Below are 21,062 nucleotides of genomic sequence, written 5' to 3'. Positions count from 1 at the left end.
ATGAGCGCGCTCTATATGATTGCCGGCACCCTGATCGCCTTGGGTGTGCTGGTCACCTTTCACGAATTCGGCCACTTCTGGGTCGCGCGTCGCTGTGGCGTCAAGGTTCTGCGCTTTTCCGTAGGCTTTGGCATGCCGCTGCTGCGCTGGCACGACAAGCAAGGCACCGAGTTCGTCATCGCTGCGATTCCGCTGGGTGGCTACGTCAAGATGCTCGACGAGCGCGAAGGCGAAGTGCCGGTTGATCAGCTCGATCAGTCGTTCAATCGCAAGTCCGTTCGCCAGCGTATTGCTATTGTCGCGGCCGGCCCTATCGCCAACTTTCTACTGGCCCTGGTGTTTTTCTGGGTATTGGCGATGCTCGGTAGTGAGCAGGTGCGTCCGGTTATCGGTGCGGTCGAATCCGGCAGTATCGCCGCGAAGGCCGGTTTGGGTGCAGGTCAGGAGATCGTTGCGATCGATGGCGAGCCGACTTCCGGCTGGGCTGCCGTCAATTTGCAGCTGGTTCGCCGGCTCGGCGAAAGCGGCTCGTTGCAGGTGCTGGTGCGCGAGCAGGGCTCTACGGCGGATTTGCCCCGTGAACTGACGCTGGATGAGTGGCTCAAGGGTGCTGATGAGCCGGATCCGATCCGCTCTCTGGGGATTCGTCCATGGCGTCCAGCCTTGCCGCCTGTACTTGCCGAACTTGATCCAAAAGGCCCGGCCCAGGCCGCTGGCCTGAAAACCGGTGATCGCCTGGTGTCTCTTGACGGTCAGGCGCTCAATGACTGGCAACAAGTGGTCGATACCGTTCGTACGCGTCCTGATACCAAAATCTTGCTGCGAGTCGAGCGCGATGGTGCTCAAATCGACGTCCCTGTGACCTTGGCGGCGCGCGGTGAGAGCAAGGCGCCCAGCGGTTATCTGGGTGCAGGCGTAAAAGCTATCGACTGGCCGCCGGAGATGATCCGCGAAGTCAGTTATGGGCCGTTGGCCGCGATTGGCGAGGGTGCTCGTCGCACTTGGACCATGAGCATCCTCACGCTGGATTCGCTCAAGAAAATGCTGTTCGGCGAGCTCTCGGTAAAAAACTTGAGTGGACCGATAACCATTGCTAAAGTGGCGGGCGCTTCTGCCCAGTCGGGCGTCGCTGATTTCCTGAATTTCCTTGCTTATCTGAGTATTAGCCTGGGTGTTCTGAATTTGCTGCCCATTCCTGTACTGGATGGGGGGCATTTGTTGTTTTATCTGATCGAGTGGGCGCGTGGTCGTCCCTTGTCGGATCGGGTGCAAGGTTGGGGGATACAGATCGGTATCAGTTTGGTGGTCGGGGTGATGTTGCTTGCTCTGGTCAACGATCTGGGTCGACTGTAACGCTTCGCTGAATTGCGAATCTGCCGCATTTTGCGGCAGTTTGTTTATTGCCAGTTGGAATAAGAAAGGACTTCATGAAACGTCTGCTGCTAACTGCGGTTCTCACCGTATTGATGATCGCCGAAGTTCACGCCGAGTCCTTCACCATCTCTGATATTCGCGTCAATGGCCTCCAGCGGGTCTCCGCGGGTAGTGTCTTTGGTGCCTTGCCGTTGAACGTCGGCGAGCAGGCGGATGATCGTCGCCTGGTGGAATCCACTCGTGCGTTGTTCAAAACCGGTTTCTTTCAAGATATCCAGCTGGGCCGCGAAGGCAACGTTCTGGTGATCACGGTCGTCGAACGTCCGTCGGTTGCCAGTATCGAGATCGAGGGCAACAAGGCGATCTCCACTGAAGACTTGATGAAAGGCCTCAAGCAGTCCGGTCTGGCCGAAGGCGAGATCTTCCAGCGTGCCACCCTCGAAGGCGTGCGTAACGAACTGCAGCGCCAGTACGTCGCGCAAGGTCGCTATTCGGCCACGGTCGATACCGAAGTGGTATCCCAGCCGCGTAACCGCGTCGGCCTGAAAGTGAAGATCAACGAAGGCACCGTTGCGGCCATTCAGCACATCAACGTGGTGGGTAACACGGTTTTCCCTGAGGAAGACCTGACCGACCTGTTCGAGCTGAAGACCACCAACTGGCTGTCGTTCTTCAAGAACGATGACAAATATGCCCGTGAAAAACTGTCCGGTGACCTGGAGCGTCTGCGTTCCTACTATCTGGATCGCGGCTATATCAACATGGATATCGCTTCGACCCAGGTGTCCATCACCCCGGACAAGAAGCACGTCTACATCACTGTCAACGTGACCGAAGGCGAGAAGTACACCGTTCGCGACGTCAAACTCAGCGGTGACCTCAAAGTCCCTGAAGACCAGGTCAAGTCCCTGTTGCTGGTGCAGAAAGGCCAGGTGTTCTCGCGCAAGCTGATGACTACCACCTCTGAACTGATCACCCGTCGTCTGGGTAACGAGGGTTACACCTTCGCCAACGTCAACGGCGTGCCTCAGCCGCACGATGATGACCACACTGTGGACATCCTCTTTGCCGTCGATCCGGGCAAGCGTGCCTACGTCAACCGCATCAACTTCCGTGGTAACACCAAGTCGGAAGACGAAGTGTTGCGTCGTGAAATGCGTCAGATGGAAGGTGGCTGGGCTTCGACTTACCTGATTGACCAGTCCAAGACCCGTCTTGAGCGTCTGGGCTTCTTTAAAGAAGTCAACGTCGAAACCCCGGCCGTTCCGGGGGTCGATGACCAGGTTGATGTGAACTACAGCGTTGAAGAGCAGGCTTCGGGTTCGATTACCGCCAGTGTCGGTTTCGCCCAGAGTGCCGGTCTGATCCTCGGTGGTTCGATCACCCAGAACAACTTCCTCGGTAGCGGTAACCGCGTCAGCATCGGTCTGACCCGAAGCGAATACCAGAGCCGCTACAACTTCGGCTATGTTGACCCGTACTGGACCGCCGATGGTGTAAGCCTGGGTTACAACGCGTTCTACCGCACCACTGACTACGATGAACTCGATGCCGATATCTCGAGCTACTCCGTAGACAGCCTGGGCGCCGGTGTCAATGTTGGCTACCCGATCAGCGAGACTTCGCGACTGACCTTCGGTCTGTCTGCTCAGCAAGACACGATCAATACAGGTAAATACACCGTTGACGAGATTTTTGACTTCGTCAAACAGGAAGGCGACAGCTATCTGAACTTCAAGGCGTCGGCCGGCTGGTCCGAGTCGACCCTTAACAAAGGTGTACTGCCGACCCGTGGCCGTTCCCAGAGCCTGACCCTGGAGAGCACCATTCCGGGCAGCGACCTGTCGTTCTTCAAACTTGATTACCGTGGTCAGTTGTTCCAGCCACTGAGCGAAAACTACACCATGCGTCTGCACACCGAACTCGGTTATGGCGACGGTTACGGTTCGACTGACGGCTTGCCGTTCTATGAAAACTACTATGCTGGTGGTTTCAACTCGGTTCGTGGTTTCAAGGACAGTACGCTTGGCCCGCGAAGCACGCCAAGCCGTGGCGCAGGTGTGACCGGTAACACCGGTACGCTGGCCGACCCGGATCAGGATCCGCTGCCGTTCGGCGGTAACGTGTTGATCCAGGGTGGTGTCGAACTGCTGTTCCCGCTGCCGTTTGTCAAAGATCAGCGTTCCCTGCGTACTTCGGTATTCTGGGATGTGGGTAACGTATTTGACTCCAAGTGCGAGAAGACTACCAACGCTACCGTCGGTTCGACTTCCTCCACTCAGTGCAACGACATCAGCCTGAGCAACATGGCAAGTTCCGTCGGTGTAGGCGTGACTTGGGTTACCGCTCTGGGTCCTCTGAGCTTCGCGTTGGCCATGCCGATCAAGAAACCGGATGACGCTGAAACTCAAGTGTTCCAATTCTCCCTCGGCCAGACGTTCTAAGCGTCTGACCCAAGATAACGACAATGGATTTTGTAGGAGTGCATCGTGCGTAAGTTGACTCAATTGGTTCTCCTGGCCTCCGTACTGGTGGCAGGCCCGGCGTTCGCCGACATGAAAATCGCCGTCCTGAACTATCAGATGGCTCTGCTGGAATCCGATGCGGCGAAGAAGTACGCCGTGGATGCCGAGAAGAAGTTCGGTCCTCAACTGACCAAACTGAAGACTCTGGAAAGCAGCGCCAAAGGCATTCAGGATCGTCTGATGGCCGGTGGTGACAAGATGCAGCAAGGCGAGCGCGAGCGTCTGGAGCTTGAATTCAAGCAAAAGGCCCGTGATTTCCAGTTCCAGTCCAAGGAGCTGAACGAAGCCAAAGCCGTTGCCGACCGCGAAATGCTCAAGCAACTGAAGCCAAAACTGGATGGCGCCGTGGAAGAAGTCATCAAGAAAGGTGGTTTTGACCTGGTGTTCGAGCGTGGCGCAGTCATCGATGTCAAACCTCAGTACGACATCACGCGCCAGGTTATCGAGCGCATGAATCAGCTGAAGTAACCCATGACCGTGACTATCAAGCTCGGCCAGTTGGCCGAGTTCCTCGGCGCCACCCTGCGTGGCGACCCGGAGAAGCAAATTACTGGGCTAGCCACTTTGCAAGAGGCTGGCCCAGCTCAGTTGAGCTTTCTGGCAAATCCGCAATACCGCAAATTCCTGGCAGGCTCGCAGGCGGCAGCGCTGTTGCTCAAAGAAGCTGATGCCGAAGGTTTTGCCGGCAATGCGCTGGTGGTGCCGGATCCTTATCTGGCCTATGCACGCATCTCTCACTTGTTCGATCCCAAGCCAAAAGCCACTGCGGGTATTCATCCTTCGGCGGTGATAGCAGCTGATGCGGTGGTTGATCCAACCGCCAGCATCAGTGCGTTTGTGGTGATCGAGGCAGGTGCGCGGATTGGTGCGCAGGTCACTCTGGGTGCCCATTGTGTTATCGGTGCACGCAGTGAAATTGGTGAAGGCGGCTGGCTCGCGCCGCGCGTGACCCTGTATCACGACGTTCGTATCGGCAAGCGTGTGGTTATCCAGTCGGGTGCCGTAATCGGTGGTGAAGGCTTCGGCTTTGCCAACGAGAAGGGTATCTGGCAGAAAATCGCCCAGATTGGTGGTGTGACCATCGGTGACGATGTGGAGATCGGCGTGAATACCGCCATCGACCGCGGTGCGTTGGCCGATACAGTGATCGGCAATGGTGTAAAGCTCGACAACCAGATCCAGATTGCTCACAACGTCCAGGTCGGTGATCACACCGCGATGGCTGCGTGCGTGGGTATTTCCGGCAGCACCAAAATCGGCAAGCACTGCATGCTGGCCGGTGGTGTCGGTCTGGTCGGGCACATTGATATTTGCGACAACGTTTTCCTGACCGGGATGACCATGGTGACCCACTCGATTACCGAGCCGGGTGCCTATTCTTCCGGCACAGCCATGCAACCGGCTGCCGAATGGCGCAAAAGCGCGGCACGCATCCGTCAGCTCGATGACATCGCGCGACGTTTGAAACAGCTGGAAAAGCGCGTAGGGGAAGTGACCCCTGACGGCAATGCTTCATCTGATGGCTGATACCATTTCCATATCAAGTGTGCACAGCCGCTAGACTGCCTCCTTGATTTGCTAGAGGAGTGCGCGTCAGTCGCGCTCCCAATCTTTACATAGGCTTCCCCCCGAAATGATGGACATCAACGAGATTCGCGAATACCTGCCTCACCGTTACCCGTTCCTGCTGGTGGACCGGGTGGTGGAACTGGACACTGAAGGCAAGCGAATTCGCGCCTACAAGAATGTCAGCATCAATGAGCCGTTCTTCAATGGTCACTTCCCTGCGCACCCAATCATGCCGGGCGTGCTGATCATCGAAGCGATGGCTCAGGCTGCCGGGATCCTCGGTTTCAAAATGCTCGACGTCAAACCGGCCGACGGCACCCTGTATTACTTCGTTGGTTCGGACAAACTGCGCTTCCGCCAGCCAGTCAAGCCTGGCGACCAGTTGATTCTTGAAGCCACGTTCATCAGCTGCAAGCGCAAGATCTGGAAATTCGAATGCCAGGCTTCGGTTGATGGCAAGCCGGTCTGCTCGGCCGAGATCATCTGCGCGGAACAAAAAGTATGAGTTTGATTGACCCTCGCGCAATCATCGATCCGTCTGCCGTTCTGGCTGACGGCGTCGAGGTCGGCCCGTGGTCGATCATCGGCGCAGGTGTGGAAATCGGCGAGGGTACCGTGATCGGGCCGCATGTGATTCTCAAAGGCCCGACCCGCATTGGTAAACACAATCGCATCTACCAGTTTTCTTCGGTAGGCGAAGACACACCCGATTTGAAGTACAAGGGTGAAGAAACCCGCCTGGTGATCGGTGACCACAACGTCATCCGTGAAGGCGTGACGATTCACCGGGGTACCGTTCAGGACCGTTCGGAAACCACGCTGGGCGATCACAATCTGATCATGGCTTATGCGCACATCGGTCACGACAGTGTCATCGGCAATAACTGCATTCTGGTCAACAACACCGCGTTGGCTGGCCACGTGCACGTCGATGACTGGGCGATCCTCTCCGGGTTCACCCTGGTTCACCAGTATTGCCACATCGGCGCCCACAGCTTTTCCGGTATGGGCACGGCAATTGGCAAAGACGTTCCGGCGTTCGTCACCGTGTTCGGCAACCCGGCCGAAGCGCGCAGCATGAACTTCGAGGGCATGCGCCGTCGCGGGTTCAGCGAAGACGCTATCCACGCGCTGCGCCGTGCTTATAAAACCGTTTATCGCCGAGGGCTGACAGTTGATCAGGCCTTGGCCGACCTGGCAGAGCCTGCTGCTCAGTTCCCGGAAGTCGCTGTGTTCCGCGACTCCATCGAGTCATCGACTCGCGGCATCACCCGCTGATCATGGCCAGTCTGCGTATTGCGCTGGTGGCGGGGGAGGCTTCCGGTGACATTCTCGGTGCCGGTCTCATGCGTGCCCTCAAGGCACAACATCCGTCAGTCGAGTTCATCGGTGTCGGCGGTCCGTTGATGGAGGCCGAAGGCCTGACTTCCTACTTCCCCATGGAGCGCTTGTCGGTCATGGGGTTGGTTGAGGTGCTCGGCCGGCTGCGCGAGTTGCTCAAACGTCGCAAAAAGCTGATTGCCACGCTGATTGCCGAGAAGCCTGACGCGTTCATTGGCATCGATGCCCCGGACTTCAACCTCAATATCGAACTCAAGCTGCGTCAGGCCGGGATCAAAACCGTGCATTACGTCAGCCCGTCGGTGTGGGCATGGCGGCAGAAGCGCGTGCTGAAGATTCGCGAAGGTTGCGATCTGATGCTCACGCTGTTCCCGTTTGAAGCCAAATTCTACGAAGAGAAAGGCGTGCCGGTGCGGTTCGTCGGTCACTCGCTGGCCGATGCCATACCGCTGCAAGCCGATCGCGCCGCAGCGCGTGCCGAGTTGGGTTTGCCCGACGGACCGCTGGTCGCGTTGATGCCCGGCAGTCGTGGCGGTGAAGTCGGTCGTCTCGGCGCGTTGTTTCTCGATACGGCGCAACGCCTGCGAGCCCTGCGCCCCGGTGTGCGTTTTGTCATGCCGTGCGCCAGTCCGGAGCGCCGTGTGCAGCTTGAAGAGCTGCTCGCCGGCCGCGACTTGCCGGTGACCTTGCTTGATGGCAAGTCCCATCTGGCCCTGGCTGCGTGCAATGCTGTGCTGATCGCTTCCGGCACGGCGACCCTTGAAGCGCTGTTGTACAAGCGGCCGATGGTGGTTGCGTATCGCCTGGCACCGCTGACGTTCTGGATTCTCAAGCGGATGGTCAAGAGCCCGTACGTGTCTCTGCCGAACCTGCTGGCCCAGCGCCTGTTGGTGCCGGAATTATTGCAGGATGATGCGACAGTCGAGGCGCTGGCGCAGACCCTGTCGCCATTGATCGAGGGCGGCGAAGAGCAGACCCGTGGTTTCGACGAGATCCATCGCACACTGCGGCTGGATGCTTCCAACCAAGCGGCGGATGCCGTGCTGAACCTGATCGGTCAAACACGATGAGCAAGAAAGTTATGCAGATGGGCCTGGATTTCACTCTGGTTGCCGAAGTTGAAGAACTGGTCGCTGGCGTCGATGAAGTCGGTCGTGGCCCGTTGTGCGGTGCGGTGGTGACGGCGGCGGTGATCCTTGATCCGAACCGGCCGATTCTCGGTCTCAATGACTCGAAGAAACTCACCGAAGCCAAGCGTGAAAAGCTTTATGACGAGATCATCGAGAAGTCCCTGAGCTGGTGCATCGCCCGCGCCGAAGTCGAAGAAATCGACGAGCTGAACATTCTGCACGCGACCATGCTGGCCATGCAGCGCGCGGTGGCCGGGCTGCACATTCAGCCGAAACTGGCGATGATCGACGGCAATCGCTGCCCGCACTTGCCCATGCGCGCCGAAGCGGTGGTGCAGGGCGATGGCAAGGTTCCAGCCATTGCGGCGGCATCGATTCTGGCCAAGGTCAGTCGTGACCGCGAAATGGCCGCATTCGAGTTGATCTATCCGGGTTACGGTATCGGCGGCCATAAAGGCTACCCGACGCCCGTTCATCTGGAAGCGTTGGTTCGCTTGGGCCCGACGCCGATCCACCGGCGCTCGTTCGCCCCGGTGCGTCAGGCTTATGAGGCACTGGAAGGTCTGACGCAGGTTTAGTCGCAAGGCTGATGTTTTGTTCAAGGCCCGGTACAATCCGGGCCTTGTTGTCTCTCTGTAACTGGACAGGATCACTATGCCGGCTTCATTCGTTCATCTACGCCTGCACACTGAATACTCCCTGGTCGACGGGCTGGTACGGATCAAGCCGCTGGTCAAGGCGCTGACCGCCATGAACATGCCGGCGGTTGCGGTCACTGATCAGAACAACATGTGTTCCCTGGTCAAATTCTATAAAAACACCATGGGCGCAGGCATCAAGCCGATCTGCGGCGCCGACCTGTGGCTGTCGAACAAGGATCCGGACGCGCCCCTGAGCCGGCTCAGCCTGCTGGTGATGAACGCCAAGGGCTATCGCAACCTCACCGAGTTGATCTCGCGCGGCTTCATCGAAGGCCAGCGCAACGGCATGATCATCATCGAGCGTGAGTGGGTTGCCGAGGCGAATGAAGGCCTGATCATGCTCTCCGCCGCCAAAGAGGGCGAGATCGGTATGGCGCTGATCAGTGGCAACCCGGCCGAAGCCGAGGCCCTGACGCGTGAGTGGATGTCGGTGTTCCCGGACCGCTTCTACCTGGAAATCCAGCGCACCAGTCGCCCTAACGATGAAGAACAGTTGCACGGTGCCGTGGCCCTGGCCGACAAGCTCGGCGCGCCGCTGGTGGCGAGCAACGATGTGCGCTTCATCAAGCAGGAAGATTTCGCCGCCCACGAAACCCGGGTGTGCATCGGTGAAGGCCGTGCCCTCGACGATCCTCGGCGCTCAAAGAATTACAGCGATCAGCAATACCTCAAAAGCGCCGAGGAAATGGCCGAGCTGTTCAGCGACATTCCCGACGCAATCGAAAACACCGTCGAGATCGCCAAGCGCTGCAACATCGATGTAAAACTGGGCACGCACTTTTTGCCCAACTTCCCGATTCCCGATGGCATGACCATCGACGAGTATTTCCGCAAGGTGTCCTTCGATGGTCTGGAGGAACGGCTGGCGGTTTTGTTGCCAAAAGACACCACCGAAGATTACGAAGCCAAGCGTCAGGTCTACGTCGACCGGTTGAATTTCGAGCTGGATATCATCATCCAGATGGGCTTTCCCGGTTACTTCCTGATCGTTATGGACTTTATCCAGTGGGCCAAGAGCAACGGTGTACCGGTAGGCCCGGGCCGTGGATCGGGTGCCGGCTCGCTGGTGGCCTATGTGCAGAAGATCACCGACCTCGATCCGCTGGAATATGACCTGCTGTTCGAACGTTTCCTTAACCCGGAACGGGTATCGATGCCCGACTTCGACGTCGACTTCTGCATGGACGGGCGTGACCGGGTCATTGACTACGTGGCCGAGAAATACGGCCGCAACGCGGTAAGCCAGATCATCACGTTCGGTTCCATGGCCGCCAAGGCTGTGGTGCGTGACGTGGCGCGGGTGCAGGGCAAGTCGTATGGCCTGGCGGATCGTCTGTCGAAGATGATTCCGTTCGAAGTCGGCATGACCCTGGAAAAAGCCTACGAACAGGAAGAGATCCTGCGCGATTTCATCAAGGTCGATGAAGAAGCCGCGGAAATCTGGGAGATGGCGCGCAAGCTCGAAGGCGTTGTGCGTAACGTCGGTAAACACGCCGGTGGTGTGGTGATCGCGCCGACCAAGCTGACTGACTTCTCGCCTATCTATTGCGACGAGGCCGGCGACGGTCTGGTAACCCAGTTCGACAAGGACGACGTCGAGGCTGCCGGTCTGGTGAAGTTCGACTTCCTCGGCCTGCGAACCCTGACGGTCATCGACTGGGCGTTGAAGACCATCAACCGCGACCGCGCCAAGGTCGATCAGCCGCCGCTGGACATTGCGTTCATCCCGCTGGACGACAAGCCGACCTATCAGCTACTGCAAAAAGCCGAAACCACGGCGGTGTTCCAGCTCGAGTCACGCGGCATGAAAGAGCTGATCAAAAAGCTCAAGCCCGACTGCCTGGAAGACCTTATTGCACTGGTGGCCCTGTTCCGTCCGGGCCCGCTGCAGTCAGGCATGGTTGACGACTTCATCAACCGTAAGCACGGTCGCGCCGAACTCGCGTACCCGCACTCGGACTACCAGTACGAAGGCCTCAAGCCGGTATTGGCGCCGACCTACGGCATCATCCTGTATCAGGAACAGGTGATGCAGATTGCCCAGGTCATGGCCGGTTACACCCTCGGTGGTGCGGACATGCTGCGTCGAGCCATGGGTAAGAAAAAACCCGAAGAAATGGCCAAGCAGCGCGGCGGTTTCATTGAGGGTTGCAAGACCAACAATATCGATGCGGATCTGGCCGGTAACATTTTCGACCTGGTGGAAAAATTCGCCGGTTACGGCTTCAACAAGTCTCACTCCGCCGCTTACGGCCTGGTCTCGTACCAGACCGCTTGGCTGAAGACGCATTACCCGGCGCCGTTCATGGCGGCGGTGTTGTCGGCGGATATGCACAACACCGACAAGGTCGTGACCTTGATCGAAGAAATTCGCACCATGAAGCTGCGTCTCGACGCGCCGGATGTGAACACTTCGGAATTCAAGTTCACGGTGAACGACGACGGCCGCATCGTCTATGGTCTCGGCGCAATCAAAGGCGTCGGCGAAGGCCCGGTAGAAGCAATTACCGAGGCGCGTCAGGCGGGGCCGTTCAAGGATCTGTTCGACTTCTGCGCCCGCGTCGATCTCAAACGCATCAACAAGCGCACCCTTGATGGCTTGATCCGCAGCGGTGCGCTGGATCGTCTCGGTCCGTATTTCCACGACGAACAAAAGGCTTATCAAGCCAACATCGACCGTAACCGCGCCGTGCTGCTGGCGGCGATGGAAGAGGCAATCAAGTCAGCCGAACAGACCGCCCGTACCCGCGACAGTGGCCACGCCGATCTGTTTGGCGGGCTGTTCGTCGAGGAAGACGCCGATGTTTATGCGGTGCATCGCAAGGCCAAGGAGCTGACCCTCAAGGAGCGTCTCAAGGGTGAGAAAGACACTTTGGGCCTGTATCTGACCGGCCACCCGATTGACGAATACGAAGGCGAAATTCGCCGTTTCGCCCGTCAGCGCATCATCGACCTGAAACCGGCGCGCGATACGCAAACCGTGGCGGGGATGATCATTGCCCTGCGGGTGATGAAGAACAAGAAGGGCGACAAGATGGGTTTCATCACCCTCGACGACCGCTCCGGGCGGATCGAGGCATCGCTGTTTGCCGAGGCGTTCCACTCGGCGCAGTCGCTGCTGCAGACCGACGCGATGGTGGTGGTCGAAGGCGAAGTCAGTAACGACGACTTCTCCGGTGGCCTGCGCCTGCGGGTCAAGCGGGTGATGAGCATGGAAGATGCGCGCACCAACCTCGCCGAGAGCCTGCGTCTGAAGTTGCAGACACAGGATCTCAAAGGCGATCAGCTACGCTGGTTGGGTGATCTGCTCAAGCGTCATCGCGGGGCGTGCCCGATCACCATGGAGTACACCAGCCCTGATGCGAAGACCTTGCTGCAGTTCGGCGAGACCTGGCGAATCGATCCGGCGGATGCCTTGATTCAAGCCCTGCGTGACCAGTTCGGGCGAGACAACGTCTTCCTCCAATACCGTTGACCGGCAGGTGCCATCATTGCACTTGCCCGCAACCTGAATTTTTAATCTCGACCTCAGCGCGCCTCTCCCTTAAGGTAGGGCGCGAATAGACAACCGGCCGGCCCAAGCTCATTTGGGACACGACCCAAGACGGACGCCTATGAACCCGAATTTTCTAGATTTCGAACAGCCGATCGCCGACCTGCAAGCCAAGATCGAAGAGTTGCGCTTGGTCGGTAATGACAATTCGCTGAATATCGGCGATGAGATCTCCCGCCTGCAGGACAAGAGCAAAACGCTGACCGAAGACATCTTCGGCAAGCTGACCAGCTGGCAGATCGCGCGTCTGGCGCGTCACCCGAAGCGTCCGTACACCCTGGACTACATCGAACACATCTTCACCGAGTTCGACGAACTGCACGGCGACCGTCATTTCTCCGACGACGCTGCAATCGTTGGCGGTATTGCCCGTCTGGACGACCAGCCAGTGATGATCATCGGTCACCAGAAGGGTCGTGAAGTACGCGAGAAGGTTCGCCGCAACTTCGGCATGCCGCGTCCGGAAGGCTACCGCAAGGCTTGCCGTCTGATGGAGATGGCCGAGCGTTTCAAAATGCCGATCCTGACCTTCATCGACACCCCGGGTGCCTACCCTGGCATCGACGCTGAAGAGCGCAACCAGAGCGAAGCGATCGCCTGGAACCTGCGTGTCATGTCGCGTCTGAAAACTCCGATCATCGCCACCGTCATCGGTGAGGGTGGTTCCGGGGGCGCATTGGCGATCGGCGTTTGCGATCAGTTGAACATGTTGCAGTATTCGACCTACGCGGTAATTTCGCCGGAAGGTTGCGCCTCGATTCTGTGGAAAACCGCTGAAAAAGCGCCGGATGCCGCCGAAGCGATGGGCATCACCGCCGAGCGTCTGAAAGGCCTGGGCATTGTCGACAAGGTGATTGGCGAGCCATTGGGCGGCGCGCATCGTGACCCGGCAGCCGCTGCGGCGTCGATCCGTGCGGAGCTGAGCTCGCAACTGGCGATGCTGAAGAAGTTCGACAACGAAGCGCTGCTCAAGCGCCGTTATGATCGACTGATGAGCTACGGTCTCTAACCGAACTCGTTGCCTGTGTAGGAGCTGCCGCAGGCTGCGATCTTTTGATCTGGTTTTTTCAAGATCAAAAGATCGCAGCCTGCGGCAGCTCCTACAGGGATCTTTGAGAAGCGATCAATCTTTATGAATCCTTCGAAAAGTGATTTGCCATCCCGGCTACTGCTCAATCTTGCAGCCTGGCGCAATGCCAGGAACTGGCGCGTCGCTTTCTCCGGCGGCCTCGACTCAACTGTCCTCCTGCATCTACTAACCAATCTCGCCAAAACCGACTCTCTCCCTACGCTAAGCGCCATCCACATCCATCACGGCCTCCAGGCTGCGGCCGATGCCTGGCCGGAACATTGCCAGTCGGTCTGCGATGCGTTGGGTATTGCGTTGCAAGTGGAGCGGGTAAAGGTGCAACCGGGCGCGAGTCTGGAGCGGGCGGCGCGGGATGCGCGTTATTCGGTGTTCGGTGCGGTAACCCATGCCAATGACGTTTTGCTGACCGGGCAACACCGCGACGATCAGGCGGAAACCCTGTTGTTTCGTCTGTTGCGCGGTGCCGGCGTGCGCGGGCTTTCGGCAATGCCGGCGCAACGTCCGTTGGGTCAGGGCACGTTGGTTCGGCCTTTGCTCGACGTCACTCGCGCAGAGCTTGAAGCCTACGCCGCGGCGCACCAGCTGCAATGGATCGAAGACCCCTCAAACGAAGATCGGCAGTTTTCGCGCAATTACCTGCGTCATCAGATCGTGCCGCTGCTGACCGGGCGCTGGCCGCAAGCGCAAGCCAGCATGGCCCGTAGCGCCGCGCATCTGCGTGAAGCGCAAGGCTTGCTGGATGAGCTGGCAAAGATCGATCTGGCGCACGCCAAAGTCTCAACTGATTTCGACTGGCTGGGCGTGCCGTCGCTGGAATTGGCACCCTTGGCGGAGCTGTCTCCCGCCCGTCAGCGAAATGCATTGAGCCATTGGCTCGAACCATTGACTCGGCTGCCTGACACTGACCATTGGTCGGGTTGGACGAATCTGTGCGAAGCCGCCCACGATGCATCGCCGGTCTGGCGTCTGGCCGATGGCGAGTTGCACCGCAGCGCCGGTCGTCTCTGGTGGCTGAGCGGCGACTGGCTGCGTGCGCCAGTGATCGGCGGCGAGTGGCACACCCCGACATCACCGCTACGCTTGTCCGATAACGGCTGCGTCGTGCTCAGTGGCCAGACGCCTTGTGGGCCGCTTCGCATTGCTTACCGTCGGGGCGGCGAAGTGATGCATCTGGCCGATCGTGGCCATCGTGATCTCAAACGCTTACTCAACGAGCGTGCGGTGCCGGGCTTCGTGCGTGGCAGATTGCCGCTGCTGTTTCGCGGTGAACAATTGCTCGCAGTGGCGAACCTGCCGGGCCTTGATGGCAATGTGCAGGACGGCTGGAAATTGCATTGGCAGCCAACGGACGAAGATCTAGGTTTGAGATGAAAGGGGCATTCCGGTAGACTACGCTCCCTTCTTGATACAACTTCTGTGGATTCGCCTGAATTGCAGGAGTTGCCGATTACCAAGCAGTCTTTGCTGGGCGATTCCAAAAAATGTGTAGCGAGCAACGTACCGGTGTTTCATCTGCCGGTCTGTCCCAACGCGGCGGTTTTTTTGAAAGGTGCACTGTGATTAATGCAGGTGATCGGGGGCTTCGGCCTTCCTTCGCTTTCCCCGGCGGCTCGTACCGCTTTAACGCAGACTTCTAGGGTTTTTCATGACGCGCTACATATTCGTCACGGGCGGTGTTGTTTCTTCATTGGGGAAAGGCATTGCCTCGGCTTCATTGGCGGCTATCCTGGAGGCGCGGGGGCTTAAGGTCACCATGCTTAAGCTGGATCCGTACATCAACGTCGACCCGGGCACCATGAGCCCGTTCCAGCATGGTGAAGTGTTCGTCACCCACGACGGCGCCGAAACCGACCTGGACCTGGGCCACTACGAGCGGTTCATCCGCACGACCATGACCCAGAACAACAACTTCACCACCGGCCGTGTTTACGAGCACGTGTTGCGCAAAGAGCGCCGTGGTGACTACCTGGGTGCAACCATCCAGGTGATTCCGCACATCACCGACGAAATCAAGCGCCGCATCATCAAGGGTGCAGGCGATGCCGACGTGGCGATGGTCGAAATCGGTGGCACCGTGGGTGACATCGAGTCGCAACCGTTCCTCGAAGCCATCCGTCAGCTGCGATTCGAAGTCGGCGCCAAGCGCGCGATGCTGATGCACCTGACGCTGGTGCCGTACATCGCCACCGCTGGCGAAACCAAAACCAAACCAACCCAGCACTCGGTCAAGGAACTGCGTTCCATCGGCCTGCAGCCTGACGTGCTGGTTTGCCGCTCCGATCACCCGATCGACATCTCGTCGCGTCGCAAGATCGCGCAGTTCACCAACGTTGAAGAGCGTGCGGTCATCGCTCTGGAAGACGCCGACACCATCTACAAGATCCCGGGCATTCTGCATTCGCAGGGTCTGGACGATTTCGTCGTCGAGCGTTTCGGTCTGCAATGCGGCGGTGCCGATCTGTCCGAGTGGGAAGCTGTGGTTGACGCCAAGCTGAACCCGGAACACGAAGTCACCATCGCCATGGTCGGCAAGTACATGGAGCTGCTGGACGCCTACAAGTCGCTGATCGAAGCGATGAGCCATGCGGGCATCAGTAACCGTACCAAGGTCAACCTGCGCTACATCGATTCCGAAGACATCGAAAACCAGGGCACTGCGCTGCTTGAAGGCGTTGACGCCATCCTCGTACCGGGCGGCTTCGGTCTGCGCGGCGTGGAAGGCAAGATCACTGCCGTTCAGTACGCTCGCGAAAACAAGGTTCCGTACCTGGGTATCTGCCTGGGCATGCAAGTGGCGGTCATCGAGTTCGCTCGTAACGTCATGGGCTGGAAAGACGCCAACTCCACCGAGTTCGATCGCGCCAGCGGCCACCCGGTTGTCGGCCTGATCACCGAGTGGGAAGACGCCACCGGTGCCGTGGAAGTGCGTACTGAAACCTCCGATCTGGGCGGCACCATGCGCCTCGGCGCTCAGGAATGCCTGCTCGAAACCGGCTCCAAAGTGCACGATTGCTACGGCAAGGACGTGATCGTCGAGCGTCACCGTCACCGTTACGAAGTGAACAACAACCTGCTGCCGCAAATCATCGAGGCCGGCCTGAAGATTTCCGGTCGCTCCGCCGATGCTGCACTGGTTGAAGTGGTTGAAGCACCGGATCATCCATGGTTCGTCGCTTGCCAGTTCCACCCTGAGTTCACCTCGACACCACGTGATGGCCATCCGCTGTTCAGCGGCTTCGTCAAAGCAGCGTTGGCTCAACACCAGAAGAAGGCGTAACCCCGATGGCACAGAAGATCATCCGCGTCGGCGACATCGAGATTGCCAACGACAAACCCATGGTGCTGTTCGGCGGCATGAACGTGCTGGAAAGCCGTGACATGGCCATGCAGGTTTGCGAAGAGTATGTGAAGGTCACCGAAAAACTCGGTATCCCTTACGTGTTCAAGGCCAGTTTCGACAAGGCCAACCGTTCTTCTGTGACCTCGTATCGCGGTCCTGGCCTGGAAGAGGGCATGCGCATCTTCCAGGACATCAAGCAGGCTTTTGGCGTGCCGATCATCACCGACGTCCACGAGCCTGAACAGGCCGCGGTCGTCGCCGAGATCTGCGACATCATCCAGTTGCCGGCCTTCCTGTCGCGCCAGACCGATCTGGTTGTGGCGATGGCCAAGACCAACGCGATCATCAACATCAAGAAAGCCCAGTTCCTCGCCCCTCAGGAAATGAAACACATCCTGAACAAGTGCGTTGAAGCGGGTAATGATCAACTGATCCTCTGCGAGCGTGGTTCGAGCTTCGGCTATAACAACCTCGTGGTCGACATGCTCGGCTTCGGCATCATGAAGCAGTTCGAGTACCCGGTATTCTTCGACGTGACCCATTCGCTGCAAATGCCTGGCGGTCGTTCCGACTCCGCCGGCGGTCGCCGTGCGCAGGTTCTGGACTTGGCCAAGGCTGGCATGAGTCAAGGTCTGGCAGGTCTGTTCCTCGAAGCTCACCCGGATCCGGACAACGCCAAATGCGATGGCCCTTGCGCCTTGCGTCTGGACAAATTGGAGCCATTCCTGGCCCAGCTCAAAGCCCTGGACGAACTGGTTAAGAGTTTTCCGACGGTAGAAACCGCGTAAACCTCAATTCTCCGGTAAAGTACCGCACGATTTGTCGCTCATGCCCTCGGGCATGAGCGTTATCGTCTGCAAATCTGCCCGCTGCACCCCCTTGCCGACGGTAAAAAGATTTCCTCTAGCTGCGTCGTTTTCGTCAACTTTGGAGTGTTTACAACAATGGCAAAAATCGTCGACATCAAAGGTCGTGAAGTTCTCGACTCCCGTGGCAATCCCACCGTGGAAGCGGACGTGCTTCTCGACAACGGCATCATCGGCAGCGCATGCGCGCCGTCCGGTGCATCCACTGGCTCGCGTGAAGCACTCGAGCTGCGTGATGGCGACAAGAGCCGTTACCTGGGCAAGGGCGTGCTTAAAGCGGTAGCCAACATCAACGGTCCGATCCGCGATCTGCTGCTGGGCACCGACCCAAGCGACCAGAAAGCCCTCGATCACGCGATGATCAAGCTCGACGGTACCGAAAACAAAGCGACCCTGGGCGCCAACGCCATTCTCGCCGTGTCCCTGGCTGCGGCCAAGGCTGCTGCTCAGGATCAGGACCTGCCGCTGTACGCTCACATCGCCAACCTGAACGGCACCCCGGGTGTGTACTCGATGCCGGTTCCGATGATGAACATCATCAACGGTGGCGAGCACGCCGATAACAACGTCGACATCCAGGAATTCATGGTTCAGCCGGTTGGCGCCAAGTCTTTCTCGGAAGGTCTGCGCATGGGCACCGAGATTTTCCATCACCTCAAAGCTGTGCTGAAGGCTCGTGGTCTGAGCACTGCTGTCGGCGACGAAGGTGGTTTCGCGCCTAACCTGGCTTCCAACGAAGACGCGCTGAAAGTGATTTCCGAGGCCGTTGCCAACGCCGGTTACAAGCTGGGCACCGACGTGACTCTGGCTCTGGACTGCGCGGCCAGCGAATTCTACGAAGACGGCAAGTACAACCTGTCCGGCGAAGGCCAGGTGTTCACTGCTGAAGGTTTCGCCGACTACCTCAAAGGTCTGACCGAGCGTTACCCGATCATCTCCATCGAAGACGGTCTGGACGAGTCCGACTGGGCTGGCTGGAAAATTCTCACCGACAAAATCGGCGAGAAAGTGCAGCTGGTGGGCGACGATCTGTTCGTGACCAACACCAAGATCCTGAAAGAAGGCATCGATAAAAAGATCGCCAACTCGATCCTGATCAAGTTCAACCAGATCGGCACCCTGACCGAAACCCTGGAAGCCATCCAGATGGCCAAGGCTGCCGGTTACACCGCAGTGATCTCGCACCGTTCCGGCGAAACCGAAGATTCGACCATTGCCGACCTGGCTGTGGGCACCTCGGCTGGCCAGATCAAGACCGGTTCGCTGTGCCGTTCCGACCGCGTTTCCAAGTACAACCAACTGCTGCGTATCGAAGAGCAGTTGAATGGCAAAGCCAAGTACAACGGTCGTAGCGAGTTTCGCGGTTAAGCTGAAACTGATAAAAGGACACCGGATTGTGTCGAAAAAGTCGTGACAGCGATGGATTTGCCACTAATCTGATGCCTTAACAGCACAAGCCTGGATTTTCCAGGCTTCGTGCTATCAGATGCTGCAAAGTTTTGGCGTGGCTGTCTTTTTTCACTGGATACCTGATATTCGATGCGCAGTCCTTACTGGTTGTTTCTCGTTTTGCTCCTGCTGCTGGCCGGTCTGCAGTACCGCCTGTGGGTGGGCAATGGCAGTCTGGCGCAAGTCGCCGAGCTGAATCAGCAGATTGCTGATCAACATGCCGAGAACGAAGGTTTGCTGGAGCGCAACCGGGTGATGGACGCTGAGGTCAGCGAGTTGAAGAAAGGCATGGAGACCGTTGAAGAGCGGGCTCGTCACGAGTTGGGCATGGTCAAGGACGGCGAAACCCTTTACCAGTTGGCCCAATGATCAATTCCTTGCCGGCCTTCTGGGCCGTGATTCCTGCCGCGGGCGTCGGTGCCCGAATGGCCGCGGACCGTCCCAAGCAATATTTGCAACTGGGCGGGCGCACAATTCTCGAACACAGCCTCGGCTGTTTCCTCGATCACCCGAGCCTCAGAGGGCTGGTGGTCAGTCTCGCTGTCGATGATCCTTACTGGCCGAACCTGGCATGCGTCAACGATCCGCGTATTCAGCGCGTTGACGGCGGTGCCGAGCGTTCCGGTTCGGTGCTCAATGCCTTGCTGCATCTGCACGCGCAAGGTGCGGACGATGAGGACTGGGTGCTGGTGCACGATGCGGCACGGCCCAATCTGAGTCGCGATGATCTCGACAAATTACTCGATGCGCTGGCGGATGACCCTGTGGGTGGTTTGCTGGCGGTTCCTGCGCGCGACACCCTGAAGCGGATCGACAAGCACGGTCGTGTGGTTGAAACAGTTGACCGCAGTGTGATCTGGCAGGCTTATACGCCGCAGATGTTCCGCCTCGGTGCACTGCATCGCGCGTTGGCGGACAGCCTGGTGGCAGATGCGGTGATTACCGATGAGGCATCGGCGATGGAGTGGGCGGGGCAGGCACCCCGTCTGATCGAAGGGCGTGCGGATAACCTCAAGGTGACCCGACCGGAAGATCTGGAGTGGTTGCGTCAGCGTTGGGCTAACCGCCGCTAAAAGATCGCAGCCTGCGGCACTCCTACAGTGTTTTTTGTCGCGGCAAATCCCCCTGTAGGAGCTGCCGCAGGCTGCGATCTTTTGATCTTAAATCCGATACTCCGGCCGCTCGGCCAACCCCTCTTTAAGAAAGTCCACCAACTTGCGCACCTTCGGCGACAAATGCCGCTGCTGCGGATACAGCGCCCACACCGCGGTATTCGGCGGCTGATGCGCCTCCAGCAACGAAATCAATGCGCCGCTGTGCAAATGCTCCAGCACGTAATAGTCCGGCAACTGACACAACCCGACCCCTTGCAAAGCAGCATCCAGTACCGCTTGCCCACTGTTGCAACGCCAGTTTCCTTGCACTCTCTGGGAAAATTCCCTCCCGTTTTGCTCAAGCTGCCAGATGTCTGTGCTGCCGATCAGGCAATTATGCCGGCTCAGTTCCGACAAGCTGTGTGGGCGGCCGTACCTTTCCACGTAGGAAGGGGACGCGCAAAGATACATACGCCGTGGCGCCAGGCGCGTCGCGACCAGTCGTGAGTCTTGCAAGCGTCCCAGTCGAATCGCCAGATCCAGCCCCTCATGCACCAGATCGAGTTGCCGATTGCTCAGCTCTATATCGATGCGCAGTTGCGGGTAGAGCCCCATGAACCGTGTCACCAGCGGCACGATAAATCGCTCGCCATAGGCAACAGCGCACGTCATGCGCAGCATGCCTTTGGGTTCGCTGGTCAGATCGCCCACCGCGCGCAGGGCTTCTTCGCGTCCGTCCTGCAAGCGCTGGCAGTGTTGCAGGAATGTCTGCCCGGCTTCGGTCAGCGTCACCCTGCGGGTACTGCGATAGAGCAGGCGTGTTTGCAAACGCTCTTCCAGTCGTACGATTTGTCGACTGATATGCGAGGAAGAAACCCCAAGACGTTCGGCTGCAGCGGTGAATTGGCTGCATTCGGCTACGGCGACAAACTCGTCGATGCCTTCCCAGCGGTTTTCGGACATCAGGATTATCCCTGTATGGCAATAATGTTTTGCTTTTGGCCTGATTATTCATCGTCAGGCCATGTAT

General features: G+C 58.3%; 17 protein-coding genes. 16 read left to right on the top strand and 1 reads right to left on the bottom strand.

The window, feature by feature from the left end:
• The 16 genes from rseP to ispD all read left to right on the top strand — a co-directional run bounded on the left by rseP (window position 1) and on the right by ispD (window position 20,011).
• Window positions 1–1,353 (top strand): sigma E protease regulator RseP, encoded by a 1,353-nt coding sequence (gene rseP, locus ICA16_RS16695; RefSeq protein ID WP_150604709.1) that lies wholly within the window; start codon window positions 1–3, stop codon window positions 1,351–1,353.
• 74 nt (window positions 1,354–1,427) lie between these two features.
• On the top strand, window positions 1,428–3,818 hold the full coding sequence (gene bamA, locus ICA16_RS16690; protein WP_150604708.1) for an outer membrane protein assembly factor BamA: 2,391 nt from the start codon (window positions 1,428–1,430) through the stop codon (window positions 3,816–3,818).
• 45 nt (window positions 3,819–3,863) lie between these two features.
• Window positions 3,864–4,367 (top strand): OmpH/Skp family outer membrane protein, encoded by a 504-nt coding sequence (locus ICA16_RS16685; protein ID WP_042557882.1) that lies wholly within the window; start codon window positions 3,864–3,866, stop codon window positions 4,365–4,367.
• A gap of 3 nt (window positions 4,368–4,370) precedes the next feature.
• Window positions 4,371–5,426, top strand: a complete 1,056-nt coding sequence (lpxD, locus tag ICA16_RS16680) for a UDP-3-O-(3-hydroxymyristoyl)glucosamine N-acyltransferase (protein WP_210701070.1) — start codon at window positions 4,371–4,373, stop codon at window positions 5,424–5,426.
• A 106-nt stretch (window positions 5,427–5,532) separates the two neighbouring features.
• Complete coding sequence (gene fabZ / locus ICA16_RS16675) at window positions 5,533–5,973, top strand: 3-hydroxyacyl-ACP dehydratase FabZ (RefSeq protein ID WP_016771469.1); 441 nt, start codon at window positions 5,533–5,535, stop codon at window positions 5,971–5,973.
• A complete protein-coding gene (gene lpxA / locus ICA16_RS16670; protein ID WP_150604706.1) occupies window positions 5,970–6,746 on the top strand; it encodes an acyl-ACP--UDP-N-acetylglucosamine O-acyltransferase in 777 nt (258 codons plus the stop codon). The genes fabZ and lpxA overlap by 4 nt, the downstream gene beginning before the upstream one ends.
• A 2-nt stretch (window positions 6,747–6,748) precedes the next feature.
• The gene (gene lpxB / locus ICA16_RS16665) at window positions 6,749–7,879 is read left to right on the top strand and encodes a lipid-A-disaccharide synthase (RefSeq protein ID WP_215731359.1); all 1,131 of its coding nucleotides are present in this window, start codon (window positions 6,749–6,751) and stop codon (window positions 7,877–7,879) included.
• A gap of 11 nt (window positions 7,880–7,890) precedes the next feature.
• Complete coding sequence (rnhB, locus tag ICA16_RS16660) at window positions 7,891–8,517, top strand: ribonuclease HII (protein ID WP_042557887.1); 627 nt, start codon at window positions 7,891–7,893, stop codon at window positions 8,515–8,517.
• Between the two features lie 76 nt (window positions 8,518–8,593).
• Complete coding sequence (gene dnaE / locus ICA16_RS16655) at window positions 8,594–12,115, top strand: DNA polymerase III subunit alpha (RefSeq protein ID WP_210701069.1); 3,522 nt, start codon at window positions 8,594–8,596, stop codon at window positions 12,113–12,115.
• A 139-nt stretch (window positions 12,116–12,254) separates the two neighbouring features.
• Entirely contained in the window at window positions 12,255–13,202 is a 948-nt protein-coding gene (locus ICA16_RS16650) for an acetyl-CoA carboxylase carboxyltransferase subunit alpha (protein WP_042557889.1), read from the top strand.
• A 123-nt stretch (window positions 13,203–13,325) separates the two neighbouring features.
• Window positions 13,326–14,654 carry a tRNA lysidine(34) synthetase TilS gene (gene tilS / locus ICA16_RS16645; RefSeq protein ID WP_210701068.1) on the top strand — a complete coding sequence of 443 codons (1,329 nt, stop codon included), beginning with the start codon at window positions 13,326–13,328 and terminating at the stop codon, window positions 14,652–14,654.
• 274 nt (window positions 14,655–14,928) lie between these two features.
• Complete coding sequence (locus tag ICA16_RS16640; protein ID WP_150594519.1) at window positions 14,929–16,560, top strand: CTP synthase; 1,632 nt, start codon at window positions 14,929–14,931, stop codon at window positions 16,558–16,560.
• 5 nt (window positions 16,561–16,565) lie between these two features.
• Window positions 16,566–17,411 (top strand): 3-deoxy-8-phosphooctulonate synthase, encoded by an 846-nt coding sequence (kdsA, locus tag ICA16_RS16635; RefSeq protein ID WP_150594518.1) that lies wholly within the window; start codon window positions 16,566–16,568, stop codon window positions 17,409–17,411.
• Window positions 17,412–17,567: 156 nt separating this feature from the next.
• Window positions 17,568–18,857, top strand: a complete 1,290-nt coding sequence (eno, locus tag ICA16_RS16630) for a phosphopyruvate hydratase (RefSeq protein ID WP_042557893.1) — start codon at window positions 17,568–17,570, stop codon at window positions 18,855–18,857.
• Between the two features lie 171 nt (window positions 18,858–19,028).
• Window positions 19,029–19,307 (top strand): cell division protein FtsB, encoded by a 279-nt coding sequence (gene ftsB, locus ICA16_RS16625; protein ID WP_007908838.1) that lies wholly within the window; start codon window positions 19,029–19,031, stop codon window positions 19,305–19,307.
• A complete protein-coding gene (ispD, locus tag ICA16_RS16620) occupies window positions 19,304–20,011 on the top strand; it encodes a 2-C-methyl-D-erythritol 4-phosphate cytidylyltransferase (RefSeq protein WP_210701067.1) in 708 nt (235 codons plus the stop codon). Before ftsB ends, ispD begins: the two co-directional genes overlap by 4 nt.
• Window positions 20,012–20,098: 87 nt before the next feature.
• Here ispD and ICA16_RS16615 read toward each other — a convergent pair whose 3' ends face one another.
• Window positions 20,099–20,995, bottom strand: a complete 897-nt coding sequence (locus ICA16_RS16615) for a LysR family transcriptional regulator (RefSeq protein ID WP_150604701.1) — start codon at window positions 20,993–20,995, stop codon at window positions 20,099–20,101.
• Between the last annotated feature and the right edge of the window lie 67 nt (window positions 20,996–21,062).

Source organism: Pseudomonas anatoliensis (genome assembly GCF_017976235.1).
GTDB classification, from domain to species: Bacteria; Pseudomonadota; Gammaproteobacteria; order Pseudomonadales; family Pseudomonadaceae; genus Aquipseudomonas; species Aquipseudomonas anatoliensis.
Note: the sequence above shows the minus strand (reverse complement) of the source record. Positions and strands in the feature narration are given on the sequence as shown.